This is a genomic window from Subtercola lobariae, assembly GCF_014640255.1.
Taxonomy (GTDB): domain Bacteria; phylum Actinomycetota; class Actinomycetes; order Actinomycetales; family Microbacteriaceae; genus Subtercola; species Subtercola lobariae.
The window spans coordinates 447,324-462,984 of the sequence record NZ_BMGP01000003.1 but is presented as its reverse complement, the minus strand read 5'-3'; the positions used below and the strand labels follow the sequence as shown (position 1 = coordinate 462,984).

At 65.8% G+C, this 15,661-nt stretch carries 15 protein-coding genes; 7 read left to right on the top strand and 8 right to left on the bottom strand.

What is annotated here, in order from left to right; translation table 11 throughout:
* Window positions 1-66: 66 nt before the first annotated feature.
* Complete coding sequence (locus tag IEX24_RS10130) at window positions 67-1,359, top strand: citrate synthase (protein WP_229715250.1); 1,293 nt, start codon at window positions 67-69, stop codon at window positions 1,357-1,359.
* A gap of 65 nt (window positions 1,360-1,424) precedes the next feature.
* On the opposite strand, the gene dapD is transcribed toward IEX24_RS10130, so the two are convergent.
* Complete coding sequence (gene dapD / locus IEX24_RS10125; protein WP_188677653.1) at window positions 1,425-2,399, bottom strand: 2,3,4,5-tetrahydropyridine-2,6-dicarboxylate N-succinyltransferase; 975 nt, start codon at window positions 2,397-2,399, stop codon at window positions 1,425-1,427.
* A gap of 181 nt (window positions 2,400-2,580) precedes the next feature.
* On the opposite strand from dapD, the gene dapE reads away from it, so the two are divergent.
* The 3 genes from dapE (at window position 2,581) to IEX24_RS10110 (ending at window position 5,219) form a co-directional block, all read left to right on the top strand.
* Window positions 2,581-3,681 (top strand): succinyl-diaminopimelate desuccinylase, encoded by a 1,101-nt coding sequence (gene dapE / locus IEX24_RS10120; protein ID WP_188677650.1) that lies wholly within the window; start codon window positions 2,581-2,583, stop codon window positions 3,679-3,681.
* A 5-nt stretch (window positions 3,682-3,686) separates the two neighbouring features.
* Entirely contained in the window at window positions 3,687-4,964 is a 1,278-nt protein-coding gene (locus IEX24_RS10115) for a glycosyltransferase family protein (protein WP_229715222.1), read from the top strand.
* 81 nt (window positions 4,965-5,045) lie between these two features.
* On the top strand, window positions 5,046-5,219 hold the full coding sequence (locus IEX24_RS10110) for a DUF3117 domain-containing protein (protein WP_104244821.1): 174 nt from the start codon (window positions 5,046-5,048) through the stop codon (window positions 5,217-5,219).
* Between the two features lie 75 nt (window positions 5,220-5,294).
* Here IEX24_RS10110 and IEX24_RS10105 read toward each other — a convergent pair whose 3' ends face one another.
* Window positions 5,295-5,924, bottom strand: coding sequence for an O-methyltransferase (locus IEX24_RS10105; protein ID WP_188677646.1), 630 nt, complete (start codon window positions 5,922-5,924; stop codon window positions 5,295-5,297).
* Window positions 5,925-6,019: 95 nt separating this feature from the next.
* On the opposite strand from IEX24_RS10105, the gene IEX24_RS20035 reads away from it, so the two are divergent.
* Window positions 6,020-6,487 carry a twin-arginine translocase TatA/TatE family subunit gene (locus IEX24_RS20035; RefSeq protein ID WP_372435702.1) on the top strand — a complete coding sequence of 156 codons (468 nt, stop codon included), beginning with the start codon at window positions 6,020-6,022 and terminating at the stop codon, window positions 6,485-6,487.
* A gap of 84 nt (window positions 6,488-6,571) precedes the next feature.
* Here IEX24_RS20035 and IEX24_RS10095 read toward each other — a convergent pair whose 3' ends face one another.
* The 4 genes from IEX24_RS10095 to IEX24_RS10080 all read right to left on the bottom strand — a co-directional run bounded on the left by IEX24_RS10095 (window position 6,572) and on the right by IEX24_RS10080 (window position 10,827).
* Complete coding sequence (locus IEX24_RS10095) at window positions 6,572-7,549, bottom strand: aldo/keto reductase (RefSeq protein ID WP_188677644.1); 978 nt, start codon at window positions 7,547-7,549, stop codon at window positions 6,572-6,574.
* Window positions 7,550-7,768: 219 nt separating this feature from the next.
* Window positions 7,769-8,932, bottom strand: a complete 1,164-nt coding sequence (locus IEX24_RS10090; RefSeq protein ID WP_229715221.1) for a P-loop NTPase — start codon at window positions 8,930-8,932, stop codon at window positions 7,769-7,771.
* Window positions 8,925-9,554, bottom strand: coding sequence for a DUF1003 domain-containing protein (locus tag IEX24_RS10085; RefSeq protein ID WP_188677642.1), 630 nt, complete (start codon window positions 9,552-9,554; stop codon window positions 8,925-8,927). Before IEX24_RS10085 ends, IEX24_RS10090 begins: the two co-directional genes overlap by 8 nt.
* Window positions 9,532-10,827 carry a magnesium transporter MgtE N-terminal domain-containing protein gene (locus tag IEX24_RS10080; RefSeq protein WP_188677640.1) on the bottom strand — a complete coding sequence of 432 codons (1,296 nt, stop codon included), beginning with the start codon at window positions 10,825-10,827 and terminating at the stop codon, window positions 9,532-9,534. The genes IEX24_RS10085 and IEX24_RS10080 overlap by 23 nt, the downstream gene beginning before the upstream one ends.
* Before the next feature lie 70 nt (window positions 10,828-10,897).
* Between IEX24_RS10080 and IEX24_RS10075 the strand changes: the two genes are divergently transcribed.
* On the top strand, window positions 10,898-11,482 hold the full coding sequence (locus IEX24_RS10075) for a YflT domain-containing protein (RefSeq protein WP_229715220.1): 585 nt from the start codon (window positions 10,898-10,900) through the stop codon (window positions 11,480-11,482).
* Window positions 11,483-11,570: 88 nt separating this feature from the next.
* Here the strand turns inward: IEX24_RS10075 and IEX24_RS10070 are convergent, their stop codons facing one another.
* Window positions 11,571-13,103 (bottom strand): aminopeptidase P family protein, encoded by a 1,533-nt coding sequence (locus IEX24_RS10070; RefSeq protein WP_188677624.1) that lies wholly within the window; start codon window positions 13,101-13,103, stop codon window positions 11,571-11,573.
* A 133-nt stretch (window positions 13,104-13,236) separates the two neighbouring features.
* Here IEX24_RS10070 and IEX24_RS10065 point away from each other — a divergent pair, with 133 nt between their 5' ends.
* Window positions 13,237-14,124: a PHP domain-containing protein gene (locus tag IEX24_RS10065; RefSeq protein WP_188677621.1), complete on the top strand. Its 888-nt coding sequence runs from the start codon at window positions 13,237-13,239 to the stop codon at window positions 14,122-14,124.
* Between the two features lie 122 nt (window positions 14,125-14,246).
* Here the strand turns inward: IEX24_RS10065 and IEX24_RS10060 are convergent, their stop codons facing one another.
* Complete coding sequence (locus IEX24_RS10060; protein ID WP_229715219.1) at window positions 14,247-15,641, bottom strand: DUF445 domain-containing protein; 1,395 nt, start codon at window positions 15,639-15,641, stop codon at window positions 14,247-14,249.
* Window positions 15,642-15,661 lie beyond the last annotated feature (20 nt).

Here is a 15,661-nt window from a genome sequence, read left to right as displayed (position 1 = left end):
CATGTGAACGTGAATTCTCAAGGAGGCACAGTGGGCGACAACGACGGTCAGCCAGATACCGCGGGCGTGAACGAGACGCCCGAACCGGGGGTTGCGAAGCTGACTTTTCCGGGCGGAACCGCTGAGTTTCCCATTCTGCCGTCGGTCGACGGTGCGTCATCCATCGACATCTCGACGCTGACCAAGCAGACCGGCTTCACCACGCTCGACTACGGGTTCGTGAACACCTCGGCCACTCGCTCGAGCATCACCTACATCGATGGCGACAAGGGCATTCTGCGTTACCGCGGCTACCCCATCGACCAGATCGCCGAGAACTCGACGTACCTCGAGACTGCATGGCTGCTCATCTACGGTGAGCTGCCCACGCCCACCGAGCTGGCCGAATTCGACGACCGAATTCGCCACCACACGCTGCTGCACGAAGACCTGAAGAGCTTCTTCGATGCGCTGCCGCACGACGCGCACCCGATGTCGGTGCTCTCGGCCGGCATCTCGGCTCTGTCGACGTATTATCAAGACTCGCTCGACCCCCGTAACCCCGAGCACGTCGAGATTTCGACCATCCGGTTGCTCGCAAAGCTGCCCGTGATGGCGGCCTATGCGCACAAGAAGAGCCTCGGCCAGGCGTTCTTGTACCCCGATAACTCGCTCAGTTTCATCGACAATTTCTTGCGCCTGAACTTCGGCACCATGGCCGAGCCATACGTCATCAACCCGGTGCTCTCGAAGGCACTCGAGCGGCTGTTGATTCTGCACGAAGACCACGAGCAGAACGCCTCGACCTCGACGGTTCGGCTGGTCGGCTCGACCGAGGCCAACATGTTCGCCTCGATCTCCGCCGGAATCAACGCGCTCTACGGCCCGCTGCACGGCGGCGCGAACGAGGCCGTGCTCACCATGCTCGCGCAGATTCGCGACTCGGGTGAGGGCGTCGAGAAGTTCGTCGAGCGCGTCAAGAACAAAGAGGCGGGCGTTCGCCTGATGGGCTTCGGCCACCGCGTCTACAAGAACTACGACCCGCGCGCGAAGCTCGTGAAAGAGGCCGCAGACGAGGTGCTGGCGGCGCTCGGCGTGCAGGATGATCTGCTCGACATCGCCAAGGAGCTCGAGGCCATTGCGTTGGCCGACGAGTACTTCATCTCGCGTCGGCTGTACCCCAACGTCGACTTCTACACCGGCGTCATCTACAAGGCGATGGGGTTTCCCACGCGCATGTTCACGGTGCTCTTCGCTATCGGCCGGCTTCCGGGCTGGATCGCCCACTGGCGTGAGATGCAAACCGACCCGGCCACCAAGATCGGCCGCCCGCAGCAGCTCTACTTAGGTTCGCCCGAGCGCGAGTTTCCCGCCCGCTAGAACATGGATCACGAAAATCGCCCCACCCACTCGGGTTTGGGGCGATTTTTGTGATCCAATGTGGGTCAGGCGTGCAGGGTGGTGTTGAGGGTTACGCCAGCGCCGGTGCGCGAGAGAACCTCGACGGCGCCCGTGATGGAGTTGCGGCGAAAGAGAAGGTTCGGCACGCCCGAAAGCTCGACGGCCTTGGTCGTGGGGGTGGTGCCGTCGGGCCTGGGTGCCGCGCCCACGAGCACGACCTTGGTGCCGGCGGTCACGTAGAGGCCGGCCTCCACCACGGAGTCGTCGCCGATCGAGATGCCGATGCCCGAGTTGGCGCCGAGCAGCGCGCGCTCACCGATCGACACGCGCTGGGTTCCGCCGCCCGAGAGGGTGCCCATGATGGATGCTCCGCCGCCGATATCCGACCCGTCGCCCACCACCACTCCCTGCGAAATTCGGCCCTCGACCATAGAGGTTCCCAGGGTGCCGGCGTTGAAGTTCACGAACCCTTCGTGCATCACGGTGGTGCCAGGGGCCAGATGGGCGCCGAGACGAACCCGCGAGGCATCCGCAATTCTTACTCGGTCGGGGCTCACGTAGTCGAGCAGGCGCGGAAACTTGTCGATGCCGTGTGCGGCGATTCCGGCTCGTTGAAGTGACGGTCGCAGCCGGTCGAAGTCTGCCGGATGCACGGGGCCGGCGTTCGTCCAAACGACAATCGGCAGGTGACCGAAGATGCCGTCGAGGTTGATGCTGTTCGGTGCGGTGAGCAGGTGCGAGAGCAGGTGCAGCCGAAGGTAGGCGTCTGAGGTGCCCTGCGGCGCCTTTGACAGCTCGATCTCCACGGTGACGACCTCGGTGCGCACATTGCGGCGCGCATCGGCACCTGCGACGTCTTCGAGCTCGGCGGGCACGACCCACGGCTCGACCGCGTCGCTCAGCCGCCCGAGCCGGGGCGCGGGGTACCACGTGTCGAGCACGGTTCCGTCGCCCGCGATCGTGGCGAGCCCATACCCCCAGGCGAAGTGGGCGGGCGATGCGGGCGTGGCGAAGTTCATGCCTCCAGGGTAGCGCCGCAGCTCCGGATGCTCGCGCACGTGTCACGCGGAGAATGCGCGCAGGTTGCGCGAAAGCACCTCCCCCCGCGCGTCTGGATGCTTGTGCGCAACGTGGGCGCCCGAGGAGGCTCCCGAGCGCCCCAATCGGAAGCGATCAGGTTCGGCATCGTAAACTTGTGGCATGGCTCAGACCGACACCGCGACACCCGTTCTCGACCTGGGGGCGTCGTCGATCGACCTCACCCGGCAGATCTGCGACATCGAGTCGGTTTCGGGTAACGAGACGACACTCGCCGACGCCATCGTGGCCAGCCTCGAGGGGTTCGCGCACCTCGAGATCATCCGTGACGGCGACACCGTGGTCGCCCGCACGAACCTCGGCCGCGCAGAGCGCGTGGTGATCGCCGGGCACATCGACACCGTGCCGCTGAACAACAACCTGCCGACCCACTTCGAAATCATCGACGGCCGCGACTACCTCTGGGGCCGCGGCACCGTCGACATGAAGGCGGGCGTCGCCGTGCAGCTGAAGCTCGCCGCCGAACTCGCCGACCCGAGCGTCGACCTCACCTGGATGTGGTACGACCACGAAGAGGTCTCGGCGGCGCTGAACGGCCTCGGCCGGCTCGCCGCGAACCGCCCCGACCTGTTCGTGGGTGACTTCGCCATTCTCGGCGAGCCGAGCAACTCGCAGATCGAAGGCGGTTGTAACGGAAACCTGCGCATCGAGGTGCGAACGTTCGGCCTGCGGGCGCATTCCGCTCGCGGCTGGGTCGGCGACAACGCGGTTCACAAGCTCGCGCCCATCCTCAACACCCTGGCCGGCTATCAGGCGCGGGAGGTGGAAGTCGACGGGCTCGTCTATCGTGAGGGCCTGAACGCCGTGGGCATCAGCGGGGGCGTCGCGGGCAACATCATTCCCGACGAGGCCATGGTGCACATCAACTATCGTTTCGCCCCGAACCGCTCGGGCGACGAGGCCATTGCGCACATGCACGAGCTGTTCGGCGAGTACGACATCACCGTGGTCGACCTCGCCGAGGGCGCGCGCCCCGGCCTCGACGCCCCGCTGGCGCAACAGTTTCTTGAAGCAGTGGGCGGGGTCGCGAAGCCGAAGTACGGCTGGACAGACGTTGCCCGTTTCTCGGCGCTCGGCATGCCCGCGGTGAACTTCGGCCCGGGTGATCCGTTGAAGGCGCATGCCGATGACGAGCGCGTGCTGCTCACGCAGATCACCGAGTGCGAAGAGGCCCTGCGGGTCTGGCTGATGCGGCGCGGGTAGGGGCGGTGTCACAAGCAGTAGATTCGCACGCCGAAGAGCTGCCTTCGAGCGACGATTCGGCGAGCATCCGGAGCCTGGCCGACGCAGGCGGTGAGCGGATGCCCGCCAGCCGTCGTTTCTCGTGGTGGCTCTATGTGGTGCTCATCTACCTGGCCGCGCGGGTCGTCACCACGGTGATGCTGCTCGCGCTCGCGAGTGTGCAGGGCAAGAACCCGTGGACAGGCGCGCACCCCTCTTACTGGGATTACGCCTCCATTTGGGATGGCACCTGGTACAAGATCATCGCGTACTGGGGGTACCCCAGCCAGCTGCCGATCACCACCTCGGGGCACATCGCCCAGAACGCGTGGGCGTTTCTGCCGGGCTACCCGTTTCTCGTGCGCGGCCTCTCGACCCTGACCACCGCGCCGTGGGAGTATGTGTCGGTCTTTGTGTCACTGGCCTTCGGGCTCGGCGCTGCGCTGGTGTTCTACAAGCTGATGCGGGTGTGGCTGCCGGCTGGCACCGCCATGTTCGCGGTGCTGCTGTTCTGCATTGCTCCGGTGTCGCCGATGTTTCAGGTGGCCTACGCCGAGTCGATGTACATCTTCTTGCTCGTGCTGGCGCTGTATTTGCTGGTCAAGCGGCGTTACGCGTTCTTGTTTCCGATCATCTTCGTCATGTCGTTCACCCGGCCGAGTGGGTTGGCCTTTGCGCTGTGCCTGGCGATGCATTTCGCGTACCGCTGGTGGCAGCGCCGGCGAGACCCTGAGGGCCACCCGTTCTCGACGCGCCAGCAGGTACTGGTCGGCTCTGTCACCATCTTCAGCGGCCTGATGGGCATCGGCTGGAACCTGATTGCGTGGGGGAGCACCGGGTTCTTCTCGGCCTACACCGAAACAGAGCTGGCCTGGCGGGCGACCTACATCGGGTATGCGAAACTGCTGCCGTTCTCGTCGTGGATTCAGGGTGGCAACTGGTGGCTCGGCGCGCCGGCCGGCGCCATCGTGGTGGTGTTACTAGTTGTGACGTTCGGCCTGTTCATGGCCACGAAAGCGGTTCGCCGTCTGCCGATCGACTTGCGTTTCTGGGTGATCGCCTACGCTATCTATCTGCTTGCCGTGTTCTTTCCGCAGTCGAGCACGTTTCGGCTGCTCATGCCGCTTTTTCCGCTTCTCGGCGTCATTGCGTTGCCGAAGTCGCGCATCTACCGGGTCGCTGTGGTGATTCTGTTTCTCGCCGCGCAGTGGGGGTGGCTGCTGATCTGCTGGGGCGTCGACGGAGCCGACTGGACTCCGCCGTAAACCGCCTCACCGGGCGCGGGTTTTTTCGCTCGGCCTCGATGACCGATAATAGAAGAACGACACCACGAAAGGGGATGCCGCATGGCCGCCATGAAACCAAGGACCGGTGACGGCCCGATGGAGGCTGTTAAAGAAGGACGCCTCATCATCGTGCGCGTGCCACTCGAAGGGGGAGGGAGGCTCGTCGTCTCTGTCAATGATGCAGAGGCCCGTGAGCTTCACGACGCTCTCGCCGGAGTGGTAGCGCCCGCATAGCCAAAAGAAACCCCCTGCACCGACTTCAGCTGAAATCGGTGCAGGGGGTTTCTTCGGTTTAACCGATCGTCGAGCTCAACCGATCAGCTTCGTGATCTGCAGCAGACCGTCGCCGATGGGCGACAGCGCAGTGATCACGGCGGGTGACGAGGCGAGTTCGCTCAGCAGACTGCGGAAGTCGGCCACGGTGTCGTCGCGCTGCACAGGGTCTGCCACGCGGTCGCGCCAGAGGGCGTGCGGCACGAGCACCGTTCCGCCCACGCGAACGAGCCGCAGGGCGTGCTCCACGTACTCGATCACCGACTCGGGGTCGGCGTCGACCAGCACGAGATCGTAGGTGTTCTCATTCATGCGCGGCAGAACATCCCGAGCCTTGCCCGTGATCAAACGAATGCGGTTGGCCGGGATGCCCGCCTCGAGGTATGCCGCCCGAGCTGACTGCTGGCGGTCGACCTCGGTGTCGATGGAGGTGATGGTGGCCTGCGGCGCCCCCGCGAACAGCCAGAGGCCCGAGACGCCGACACCGGTGCCGATCTCGACGATTGCTTTCGCGGCCGCCGTGCCCGAGAGCACGGCGAGCTGCGCGCCGATGCCCGGGCTCACCGATTCGACGCCGAGTTCGAGGGCGTGCGCCCGTGCCGCCGCAATGACGGCGGGCTCGGTGACGAAGTCTTCTGCGTACTTCCAGTTGGTCTCTTTAGACAAAAGTTGTGGCCTCCGGTGTGAAGTTTAGGTTACGTCTGGCCGTGTGTACGCAAGGCTCGCAGGAGCGCAGGGTGACGACGCGGTAGTGTGTATTCATGTTCGGGTTGACTTTCGAGAAGCTGATAATCGTCGGCGTGATCGCGGCCTTCGTCATCGGCCCCGAGCGCCTGCCGCACTACGCCGCAAAGCTGGCGCAGTTCGTGAAGCAGTTGCGCGAATTCACCAACGGCGCCAAATCTCGCATGAAAGAAGAGATGGGGCCCGACTTCGACGACATCGAGTGGAAGAAGCTCGACCCGCGTCAGTACGACCCCCGCCGCATCATTCGCGATGCTCTGCTCGAAGACCCCGCAGACTCTGTGGGCGCACCGGTGAAGCCGGCCTCGCCGATGGCTGCCGCCGCGCCGCTTGCTCCCGACGGGTCGTCGGCCGAGCCCGTGACGCTGACGCGCCCCGAGCCGGCGTACCTGCAGCGCAAGAAGAAGCTCGAAGCGGCCGCCGCGTCAGGTACCGACGGCATGCCCATCGCGCTGCCGGTGCCGCACGACTCCGAAGCGACCTGAGCCGCTTCGCCTTAAGTCGCTTGGCCTTGAGTCGCTTCGCTCCGATCCGAGTTGCGCCCGACCTGAGCGCGTCGACAGGCCGCGCTACCGGTTGACCGACGACATATCGGGGTAGCGGTCGCCTGCGGCCGCGGCCACCGCACCGAGGGCGCTGAGTTGCGACGGGCTCAAGACCAGAGCATCCGCCGCCGCATTCTCTTCGAGGTAGCTGACGCGTTTGGTTCCCGGAATCGGCGCGATGTCATCACCCTGAGCGAGCAACCAGGCCAACGCGACCTGGCCGGGCTTCGCGCCGACTTCTGCCGCCACAGCGTCGACCTGCTCGACGATGCGAATGTTCGCTTCGAGGTTCTCGCCCTCGAACCGCGGGTTCGACCGCCGAAAGTCGCTCTCATCGAGCTGGTCGACCGAGCGGATGGTTCCCGTCAGAAACCCGCGCCCGAGCGGCGAGTACGGCACGAAACCGATGCCGAGTTCGCGCAAGACCGGCAGCACCTCGGGCTCGGGGTCTCTGGTCCAGAGCGAGTATTCCGATTGCACGGCCGTGATCGTATGCACGGTGTGCGCCCGGCGAATAGTGCTCGCCGCTGCTTCAGACAACCCGATGTACCGAATCTTTCCCTCGTCGACGAACTTCGCCAGCTCGCCGACGGTCTCTTCGATGGGAACCTTCGGATCCATGCGGTGCTGGTAGAAAATGTCGATGTAATCGGTGCCGAGCCGCTTCAGCGAACCCTCGAGCGCGAGCCGGGCGTTCTCCGGGCTGCCGTCGAGCCCTCGGCTGCCGTCGGTGCGGTGCTGCAGAAAGCCGAACTTCGTGGCGATCACCGCTTCGTGGCGGCGGCCGGCCAGCGCTTTGCCCACAAGCTCTTCATTCGTGTAAGGCCCATAGACCTCTGCAGTATCGAAGAAGGTGATGCCCAGTTCGAGCGCACGATGGATGGTCGCGATCGATCCTTGCTCGTCGGTGCCGCTACCGGTGTAGAACGCCGACATTCCCATGCAGCCGAGTCCGAGGCGAGGGACCTCGGGGCCATTCGTTCCGAGCGTGATTCGTTTCATGGTTTCAGCCTAGGCCCGCTGTTGCGCGGGGAGCCTTCATGAGAGTCTTCACAGGCTGCCTGTAGGCTGGAAAGCATGGAGCTGGGGATCTACGCCCACCCTTCGCGCATTCTCGCCGAGGCCCAGGGCATGCTCGACCTCGAGGAGACGCGCCTGCGCTCCCGCGACCCCGGCCTCTGAGGCGGCGGCGTCTGAACGTGCCCCGCTGGCCCTGCCGCGTCAGCGGGGGGAGACGGGGAGCTTGAGGCCCGAGAGCCCGCGGGGGCGCACCGCGAGAGTGTCGGCTATACGGAGGATCGCCGCGGCAGCGGGGTCGAGTGGGTCGGTCAGCACGATGGGGGCTCCCACGTCGCCGCCGGCGCGGAGGGCCACGCTGAGCGGAATCGAGGCCAAGAGCGGCACCCGGGCATCCTGACCCGCAGACAGTCGCCGCGACACCTCGTCGCCGCCGCCCGAGCCGAAGAGTTCGAGCACAGTGCCGTCGGGCTGCGGCAGGCCCGCCATGTTCTCGATGACGCCCACGATGTTCTGGCCGGTCTGGCGCGCGACGACGCCCGAGCGCTCGGCCACATCGGCCGCCGCGGGCTGCGGAGTCGTCACCACGATGACCTCGGCGTGCGGCAGCAGCTGGCCGATCGAGATGGCCACATCGCCCGTTCCGGGTGGCAGGTCGAGCAGCAGCACGTCGAGGTCGCCGAAGTACACGTCGGTCAGAAACTGCGCAATCGTACGGTGCAGCATGGGGCCGCGCCACGCAACGGCAGCATTGTCGTCGACGAACATTCCGATCGAAATGACTTTTACGCCGAAACCGACCGGCGGCAGAATCATGTCGTCGACCCGAGTGGGCTTCTGCGCCGTGCCGTTCGAGGTGAGGCCCAGAATGCCCGGAATCGAGAAGCCGTACACATCAGCGTCGACGACCCCCACCGCCAGCCCCCTGGCGGCCAACGCCGCGGCAAGGTTGGCCGTGAGCGTCGACTTACCGACCCCGCCCTTGCCGCTGGTGACGGCGTAGATGCGGGTGAGACTATCGGGGCCGAACTGCATCGCGCGGGCACCGCCAGGGCCGCGGAGCTTCTCGGTGAGAGCGGCCCGTTCGTCTCGCGTCATGACGGTGACCTGGATGCTCGCGGCGGTCACTCCCGGCACGCCGAGCGTGGCCGCGGTGACATCACGCTCGATGGTGTCGGCGGCCGGGCATCCGACGATCGTCAACTTCACGGTAACAGAGGCGACGCCGGCCGCATTGACATCGACGCTGCCGACCATATCGAGGTCGGTGATGGGTTTGCGAATCTCGGGGTCGAGCACGCGCGCGAGGGCCGCGCGAACCGCCGTGGCGAGTGCAGTCGGCTCTCGCAGGTGCGCTGACTCAGGCACTCCCGGTCAGCTTCGCCTCGGCGCGTGGAGCCCGGGTCGCTCGTGGCGCAGAACTTGCGGTGGCCCCGCCAGCAGCGCCACTTGCGCCACCCACGCTCTCGCGCCGGGCGGGGGGCTCGTCGTCGGCCGCCGTCAGCTCTTCGAGCAGCGCTTTGAGCTCGCTGCGGATGAAGTCTTTGCTGGCCATGTCTTGCATCGCCAAACGGAGCGCCACGACCTCGCGCGCCAAGTACTCGGTGTCGGCGAGGTTACGCTCAGCACGCTGTCGGTCTTGCTCGATCTGCACGCGGTCGCGGTCGTCTTGGCGGTTCTGCGCAAGCAGAATCAGCGGTGCAGCGTACGAGGCCTGCAGCGACAGAATCAGCGTGAGTGCGGTGAACCCGATGGCCGCCGAGTCGAAGCGCAGGTTCGACGGGCCGTAGGTGTTGAAGCCGATCCAGAGCAGCACGAACAGCGTCAGAATCACCAAGAACCACGGCGTGCCCATGCCGCGCGCGATGGCCTCGGTGCCCCGCCCGAAACGGTCGCGACTGGTGCGGCGCGCGGGCAGAACGCGCGTGCGAAGGCCCTTCGGGGCGTCTAACCGCGCGTCAGGAGTCTTAGTGGGCGAGTTGCGTGCCATTGGCGATCCTCCTTGCTCGGGGTGCGGGTGTTGTTACGTCGCCGTCGTGACTTCGCCAATCGTCGGGCAGCAGGTAGTCGAGAACATCGTCAATGGTCACCACCCCGACCAATCGGTGGTTCTCGTCGACGACGGGAACCGAGACCAGGTTATAGCTCGCGAGAATACGCGAGACCTCCGCGGCACTCGTGTCAGCCGTCACGGGGTCGAGCCCGTCGTCGATCAGACCGCCGAGCCGTTCGTGCGGCGGGTAGCGCAACATGCGCTGAAAGTGCACCATGCCGAGAAACCGGCCGGTGGGTGGCTCATACGGCGGCAGTGTGACGCAGATGGCGGCGCCGAGCGCAGGCGCGAGTTCGTGTCGGCGAATGAGCGCCAGGCCCTCGGCCACGGTCGCGTCTGCCGACACGATGATGGGCTCGGTGGTCATCAACCCGCCGGCGGTGTCGGGAGCGTAGGCGAGCAGCATTCGCACGTCGTCAGCCTCTTCGGGCTGCATGAGCTTCAGCAGCTCTTCACCGCGCGCTTCGGAGAGTTGCGCAATGAGGTCGGCCGCGTCGTCGGGTTGCATCTGGTCGAGCACGTCAGCAGCCCTGGTGTCGTCGAGCTGATTCATGATCTCGACCTGATCGCTCTCAGGCATTTCTTCGAGCACGTCGGCGAGCCGGGCATCCGGAAGCTCTTCAGCAACCTCGAGACGACGACCCTGCGGCAAATCGAGCAGAGTATTGGCGAGGTCGGCCGGCTTCATGTCGCCGTAGGTAGCGATGAGTTGTTCGGCCGACTGCGACTGGCCGGTCTGGCCTTTTTCGCGCACTTCGTTCCAGGTGGCGAAGACGGTGGGGCCTTTGCCGAACGGGCTCGCGGTGGTTTTAGGGCGACGTACGAAGAGCTGTGAGACGCTCCACTCGCCGGGCCCCGACTGCTCGATGGCCACGTCTTCGATGGTGCCCTCGCCAGAGCCGTCGGCGAAGGTGACCTTGCGGCCCAGAATCTCGGCGATCACGCGCACTTCGCCGCCGCGCTGCTCGAACCGGCGCACGTTCATGAGGCCCGTGGTGATGATCTGCCCGCTGCCGATGCTGGTCACGCGGCCGATGCTCACGAACACCCGACGCTTGCCCGGAATCTCGACGATCAACCCCACCAGACGGGGCGATTCGTTATTTCGGTACACCACAAGAACGTCACGCACCTTGCCCAGGCGGTCGCCCGCGGGGTCGAAGACGGTGCACCCGGCCAATCTGGCGACGAAAACTCTGGTGGCACTCACAGATCTAACTTAGACCGTCAATCTGTATGCCCGGCTGCCACGAGATGGATGCACGTGAAAGACTTACCCCGTGACCAACCAGTTGCCCGGCGGCGGTCGGGGCTCACGTCAGCCGGCACGTATGCCGCGCGGTGACGTCGTGATGACCTATGAGACCTACGAAGAGGCCCAGGCGGCCGTCGATGTGCTGGCCAAGGCCGACTTTCCGCTGCGGCAGCTCGCTATCGTGGGCAGCGATCTGAAGACGATCGAGGTCGTAACGGGCAAGCTCAGTTACGCCCGCGGTGCGCTGACCGGGGCTTTCAGCGGTGGCTGGCTCGGGTTGTTCGTGGGTTTGCTTCTGGTGATCTTCTCACCCACCGCGACGTCGGCCGAGTTCGTGGTGGCGGCGGTGTTCATCGGCGCGGGTTTCGGCGTTCTGTTCGGCATCGTGTCGTACGCGCTGAACAGGCGCCGGCGCGACTTCACCTCGAACATTCAAGTCATCGCCACGAGCTACCAGATCATCGCCGACCCCGACGTAGCGAATCGCGCGCGCAACCTGATCGCGCCGGGCGCCGCGTGGGGCGACCCGCCCGCGCATCCCTCCGACCCGCCCGCGCCTGCGCATCCCTCAGACCCGCCACCCTCGCCAGACCTTCCGCCGGCCCCGTGATCAAAAAAGTCGCTCACAACGAACGGTTTGACCGACTTTTTGTGATCACGCAGTGGCGTGTGGGCGGCCCGCCCGGCGCGCGAGCGGGCTAGAGGCGGGCGATCCACGCCTCGACGTCGTCGGCAGTGCGGGGGATGGCCGCAGAGAGGTTCTCGGCGCCCGTGGGGGTGACGAGAATGTCGTCTTCGATGCGCACTCCGATGCCACGGAACGACTCGGGCACGGTCAGGTCGTCGGGCTGAAAGTAGAGGCCCGGCTCGATGGTGAACACCATGCCTGCCGTGAGAACGCCGTCGAGGTACATCTCGCGCCGCGCTGCAGCGCAGTCGTGCACGTCGAGGCCGAGGTGATGACTCGTGCCGTGCACCATATAGCGGCGGTGCTGCTGGTTCTCGGGCTGAATGGCCTCTTCGGCGCTGACTGGCAGCAGCCCCCACTGGGCCGTCTTCTGCGCGATGACGCCCATAGCGGTGGCGTGAATCTCCCGAAACTTGATGCCGGGTCGCACGATGGCGAACGCGGCGTCGGCGGCCTCGCGAACGGCTTCGTAGATCATCCGTTGCGTCTGGCTGAACGTGCCGCTGACGGGCAGGGTGCGCGTGATGTCGGCGGTGTAGTACGAGTCGAGCTCCACGCCGGCGTCGACGAGCATCAGGTCGCCGGGCACCACAGGGCCGTCGTTGCGGGTCCAGTGCAGAATGCAGGCGTGCGGGCCCGATGCCGCGATCGTGTCATACCCCACCGCATTGCCATCGGCGCGAGCGCGGCCGTTGAAGACGCCCTCGACCAGACGCTCGCCTTGCTCGTGCGCGGTGATGCGTGCGAAGTCGGCGATGATGTCGTCGAACCCGCGTGCCGTGGCGGCGATGGCGAGGCGCATCTGCTCGATTTCGTACTCGTCTTTTACGAGCCGCAGCTCAGAGAGGTCTTGCGCCAGCAGCGTCGACTCGTCGACCTCGTCTCGCTCGCCGTCAGCGGGGCTGAACGCGATGGTGGGCAGTGCAGCTTCGTCTTCGGCTTCGACGACCGCTGCCGCGACCCGCGCGTCGATCAACGCAGTGAGGTCTGGGTCGGCGTCGCGGATGATCAGGGTCGACTCATCGCTCGAACCCACTACCTCGTCGAGTTCGGCGATGCCGAGTGTGGGTAGCGCGAGGTCGGCGGCGACTTGGGCGAGCGATGGGCGCGGCCCGATCCAGAATTCGCCGATCTCGGGGTTCGCGTAGAACTCATCAGAGTCACGGCCCGCGCGCTCGCGAAAGTACAGCGTTGCGTCGTGGCCGGCGGCTCCACTTGGGTCCAGCACGAGCACCGCGCCGGGCTCGGAGTCAGACCCCCAGCCGGTCAGATAGCTGAACGCGGTGTGCGCGCGGAACGGAAAGTCGGTGTCGTTCGATCGCTGCTTCAGCCGCCCCGCGGCAATGACGAGCCGTTTGCCCGGGTATTTCGCCGAGATGCGCGCGCGGCGTTCGGCCGCGAACGAGGCTTCGGGCCTGGCGGGCGGCAGAACATCCGTTCGCGCCGCCCAATTGCTCGAGATGTACTCTTTGAACGTCTCTGAGCCCGGCGTGGTGGAGCGGTTCGAAGTGGCACGGGGTGCGGTGTCGGTCTGTTCAGCCATGCTTCTATTGTCGCGCGCCCGAGTGCGAATGTCATTGCGGCTGTCGCGCGCCCGGGTGCGAATGTCAGCACAGCTGGCCCGAGGGTGAATGTCGCTTGGCAGGGCACCCCTCGAGATCGGAATACGATGAGGTATGCCCGACCATGCGCCCGTTTTCGAAGGCCCCATCGATTTGCACACGCACAGCAGCGCGTCTGATGGCACCGAAACGCCCTACAACGTGGTGCGTTCGGCGAAGGAGGCCGGTCTCGGGGCGCTGGCGCTGACCGATCACGACAGCACTGCGGGGTGGGCGTCGGCCACTCAGGCGGCGCACGACTTCGAGATCACACTGATTCCCGGCATGGAACTCAGCACGCGGTTGGAGCACGCGAGCATCCACCTGCTCTCGTACCTGTTCGACCCCACGAACCCCGCCCTGCTCGCCGAGACCGAGACGATTCGGGATGCCCGGCTGAAGCGCGCGGAACAGATCGTCGCCCGCATCGGCGCCGACTACGACCTCACCTGGCAAGACGTCGTGGCGCAAACCACTGCGGGTGCCACGGTGGGGCGCCCGCACATCGCCGATGCGCTCGTGGCCAAGGGGCTCGCCGAGTCACGCAGTCAGGCGTTTCAGGGCATTCTGCACTGGCGCGCTGGGTACTTTCAGCCGCACTACGCGCCGACGCCCCTCGTGGGGGTTCAGCTCGTGGTGGCGGCCGGGGGAGTGCCAGTGCTGGCGCACCCGGGAACGAGTCGCGACCGGGTGATTCCCGAGTCACGGCTGCGGCTGCTGGTGGATGCCGGGCTCTTCGGCCTCGAGATCGAACACCGTCAGAACACTCCCGACGCCAAAGAGGAGCTGTACGAACTCGCCGCGAAGTACGGTCTCGTGGTCACCGGTTCGAGCGACTACCACGGCGAGGGCAAGCCGAACCGCCTCGCCGAGAACACCACCTCGCCTGAGGTCTTGGCGCAGATCGTGAAGCGCGCCACAGGTTCGTCGCCGGTCTACGGCGCGGTAGCCCGCACGGCCTGACCCCCGGAAGCCCACTCCGCCCGACCTCCCGGAATCGAGAGGTCGAAATTCCTCCAAAACGGTGGGTTTTGAGAGAGATTTCGACCTATCGATTTACGCTCGGGGTGGGGCGGGTGGAGGCGTCAGGAGGCGAGCGCCACGACGGCCTGCGCCACGGTGAAGATGGCGAGGCCCGCGAGCGAGCCCACGACGGTGCCGTTGATGCGGATGTACTGCAGATCTTTGCCAACTTGAAGCTCGATCTTCTGGCTGGTCTCTGCGCCGTCCCACCGCTCGACGGTCTCGGAGATGACCGCCGCGATGTCGTGCCGATAGTTCTCCACCAGGTGGGCGGCGGCGTTCGCTACCCAGGCGTTCACCTTCGAGGCGAGCAGAGCATCCGTCTGCAGGCGCTTGCCCGTATCGGTGAGCGTCGATTCGACGGTCTGGCGCAGGGGGCTGTCGGGTTGCGCCAGCGAGGTTGCGAGGGCGTCTTTGAGTGACTCCCAGGCCAGCGAGGCGATTTCGCGCAGGCGCGGGTCATCGATCAGCGTGGCCTTGGCCGCCTCGACTCGCTCGCGAACCACAGGGTCGTCTTGCAGATCAGTGGCCAGCTCGCGCAGGTAGTCGTCGAGGGCGAGCCGCAGCCGGTGATTCGGGTCGTGCTGAACGGCCTGAACGAACTTCAGAGCCTCGTAATAAACGCGTTCGTCGACGATGCGGTCGACGAACGAGGGCACCCAGCTCGGCAGCCGACGCGACACCAGTTCGGTGAACGAATCGGGATTCTGCCTGAGCCACTCTTCGGCCTTGTCGACCAGCAGATCGACCACGAGGTGATGATTGCCTGACGCTACGACCTTCTCGGCCAGCGAACCGAGCTCGGGCGACCAGTCACGGTCGACGAAGTGCGTGCGCACCAAGCCCTCGATGACGCCGCGAATGTCGTCGTCGCTCAGCATCGTCATGGCGCCCTGAGCGGCACTCGCCAGTTCGGTGGTCAGGCGTTTCGCGTTGACCGGGTTCGCCAGCCAGCCCCCGACGACGCGAGAAACGCCCACCGACCCGAGCTTCTCGCGCACGACTGCCTCAGAGAGAAAGTTCTCTTCGACGAACTCGCCGAGGCTCGCCCCGATCTCGTTCTTTCGAGTCGGAATGATGGCGGTGTGCGGAATTTTCAGGCCGAGCGGATGCCGAAAAAGTGCCGTCACCGCGAACCAGTCGGCCAGCGCGCCGACCATTCCGCCTTCGCTCGCCGCCCGCACGTATTGCAGCCAGGGGTAACGCCCCTGCAGCGCGAACGACACGGCGAAGATGACTGCCATCAGCACCAGCAGCAAGGTCGCGATGAGCTTCATGCGTCGCAGCGCGTGCAGCTTCTCTACCTCGCCCGGCGTGAGGCCGGCTTTGGCAGAAGGCGAAAGAGGGAGCGTGGCTTCGGGTGCGGGCGGCGTCGTGAGGCCGGCTTCGGCGGAAGGCGACGCCGCGCCCGGCACCCGCGTTCCTCGCGCGTGCATGTCGGGCGTCGGCGTTGTCATCGAGCCGGTTTCTGACTACT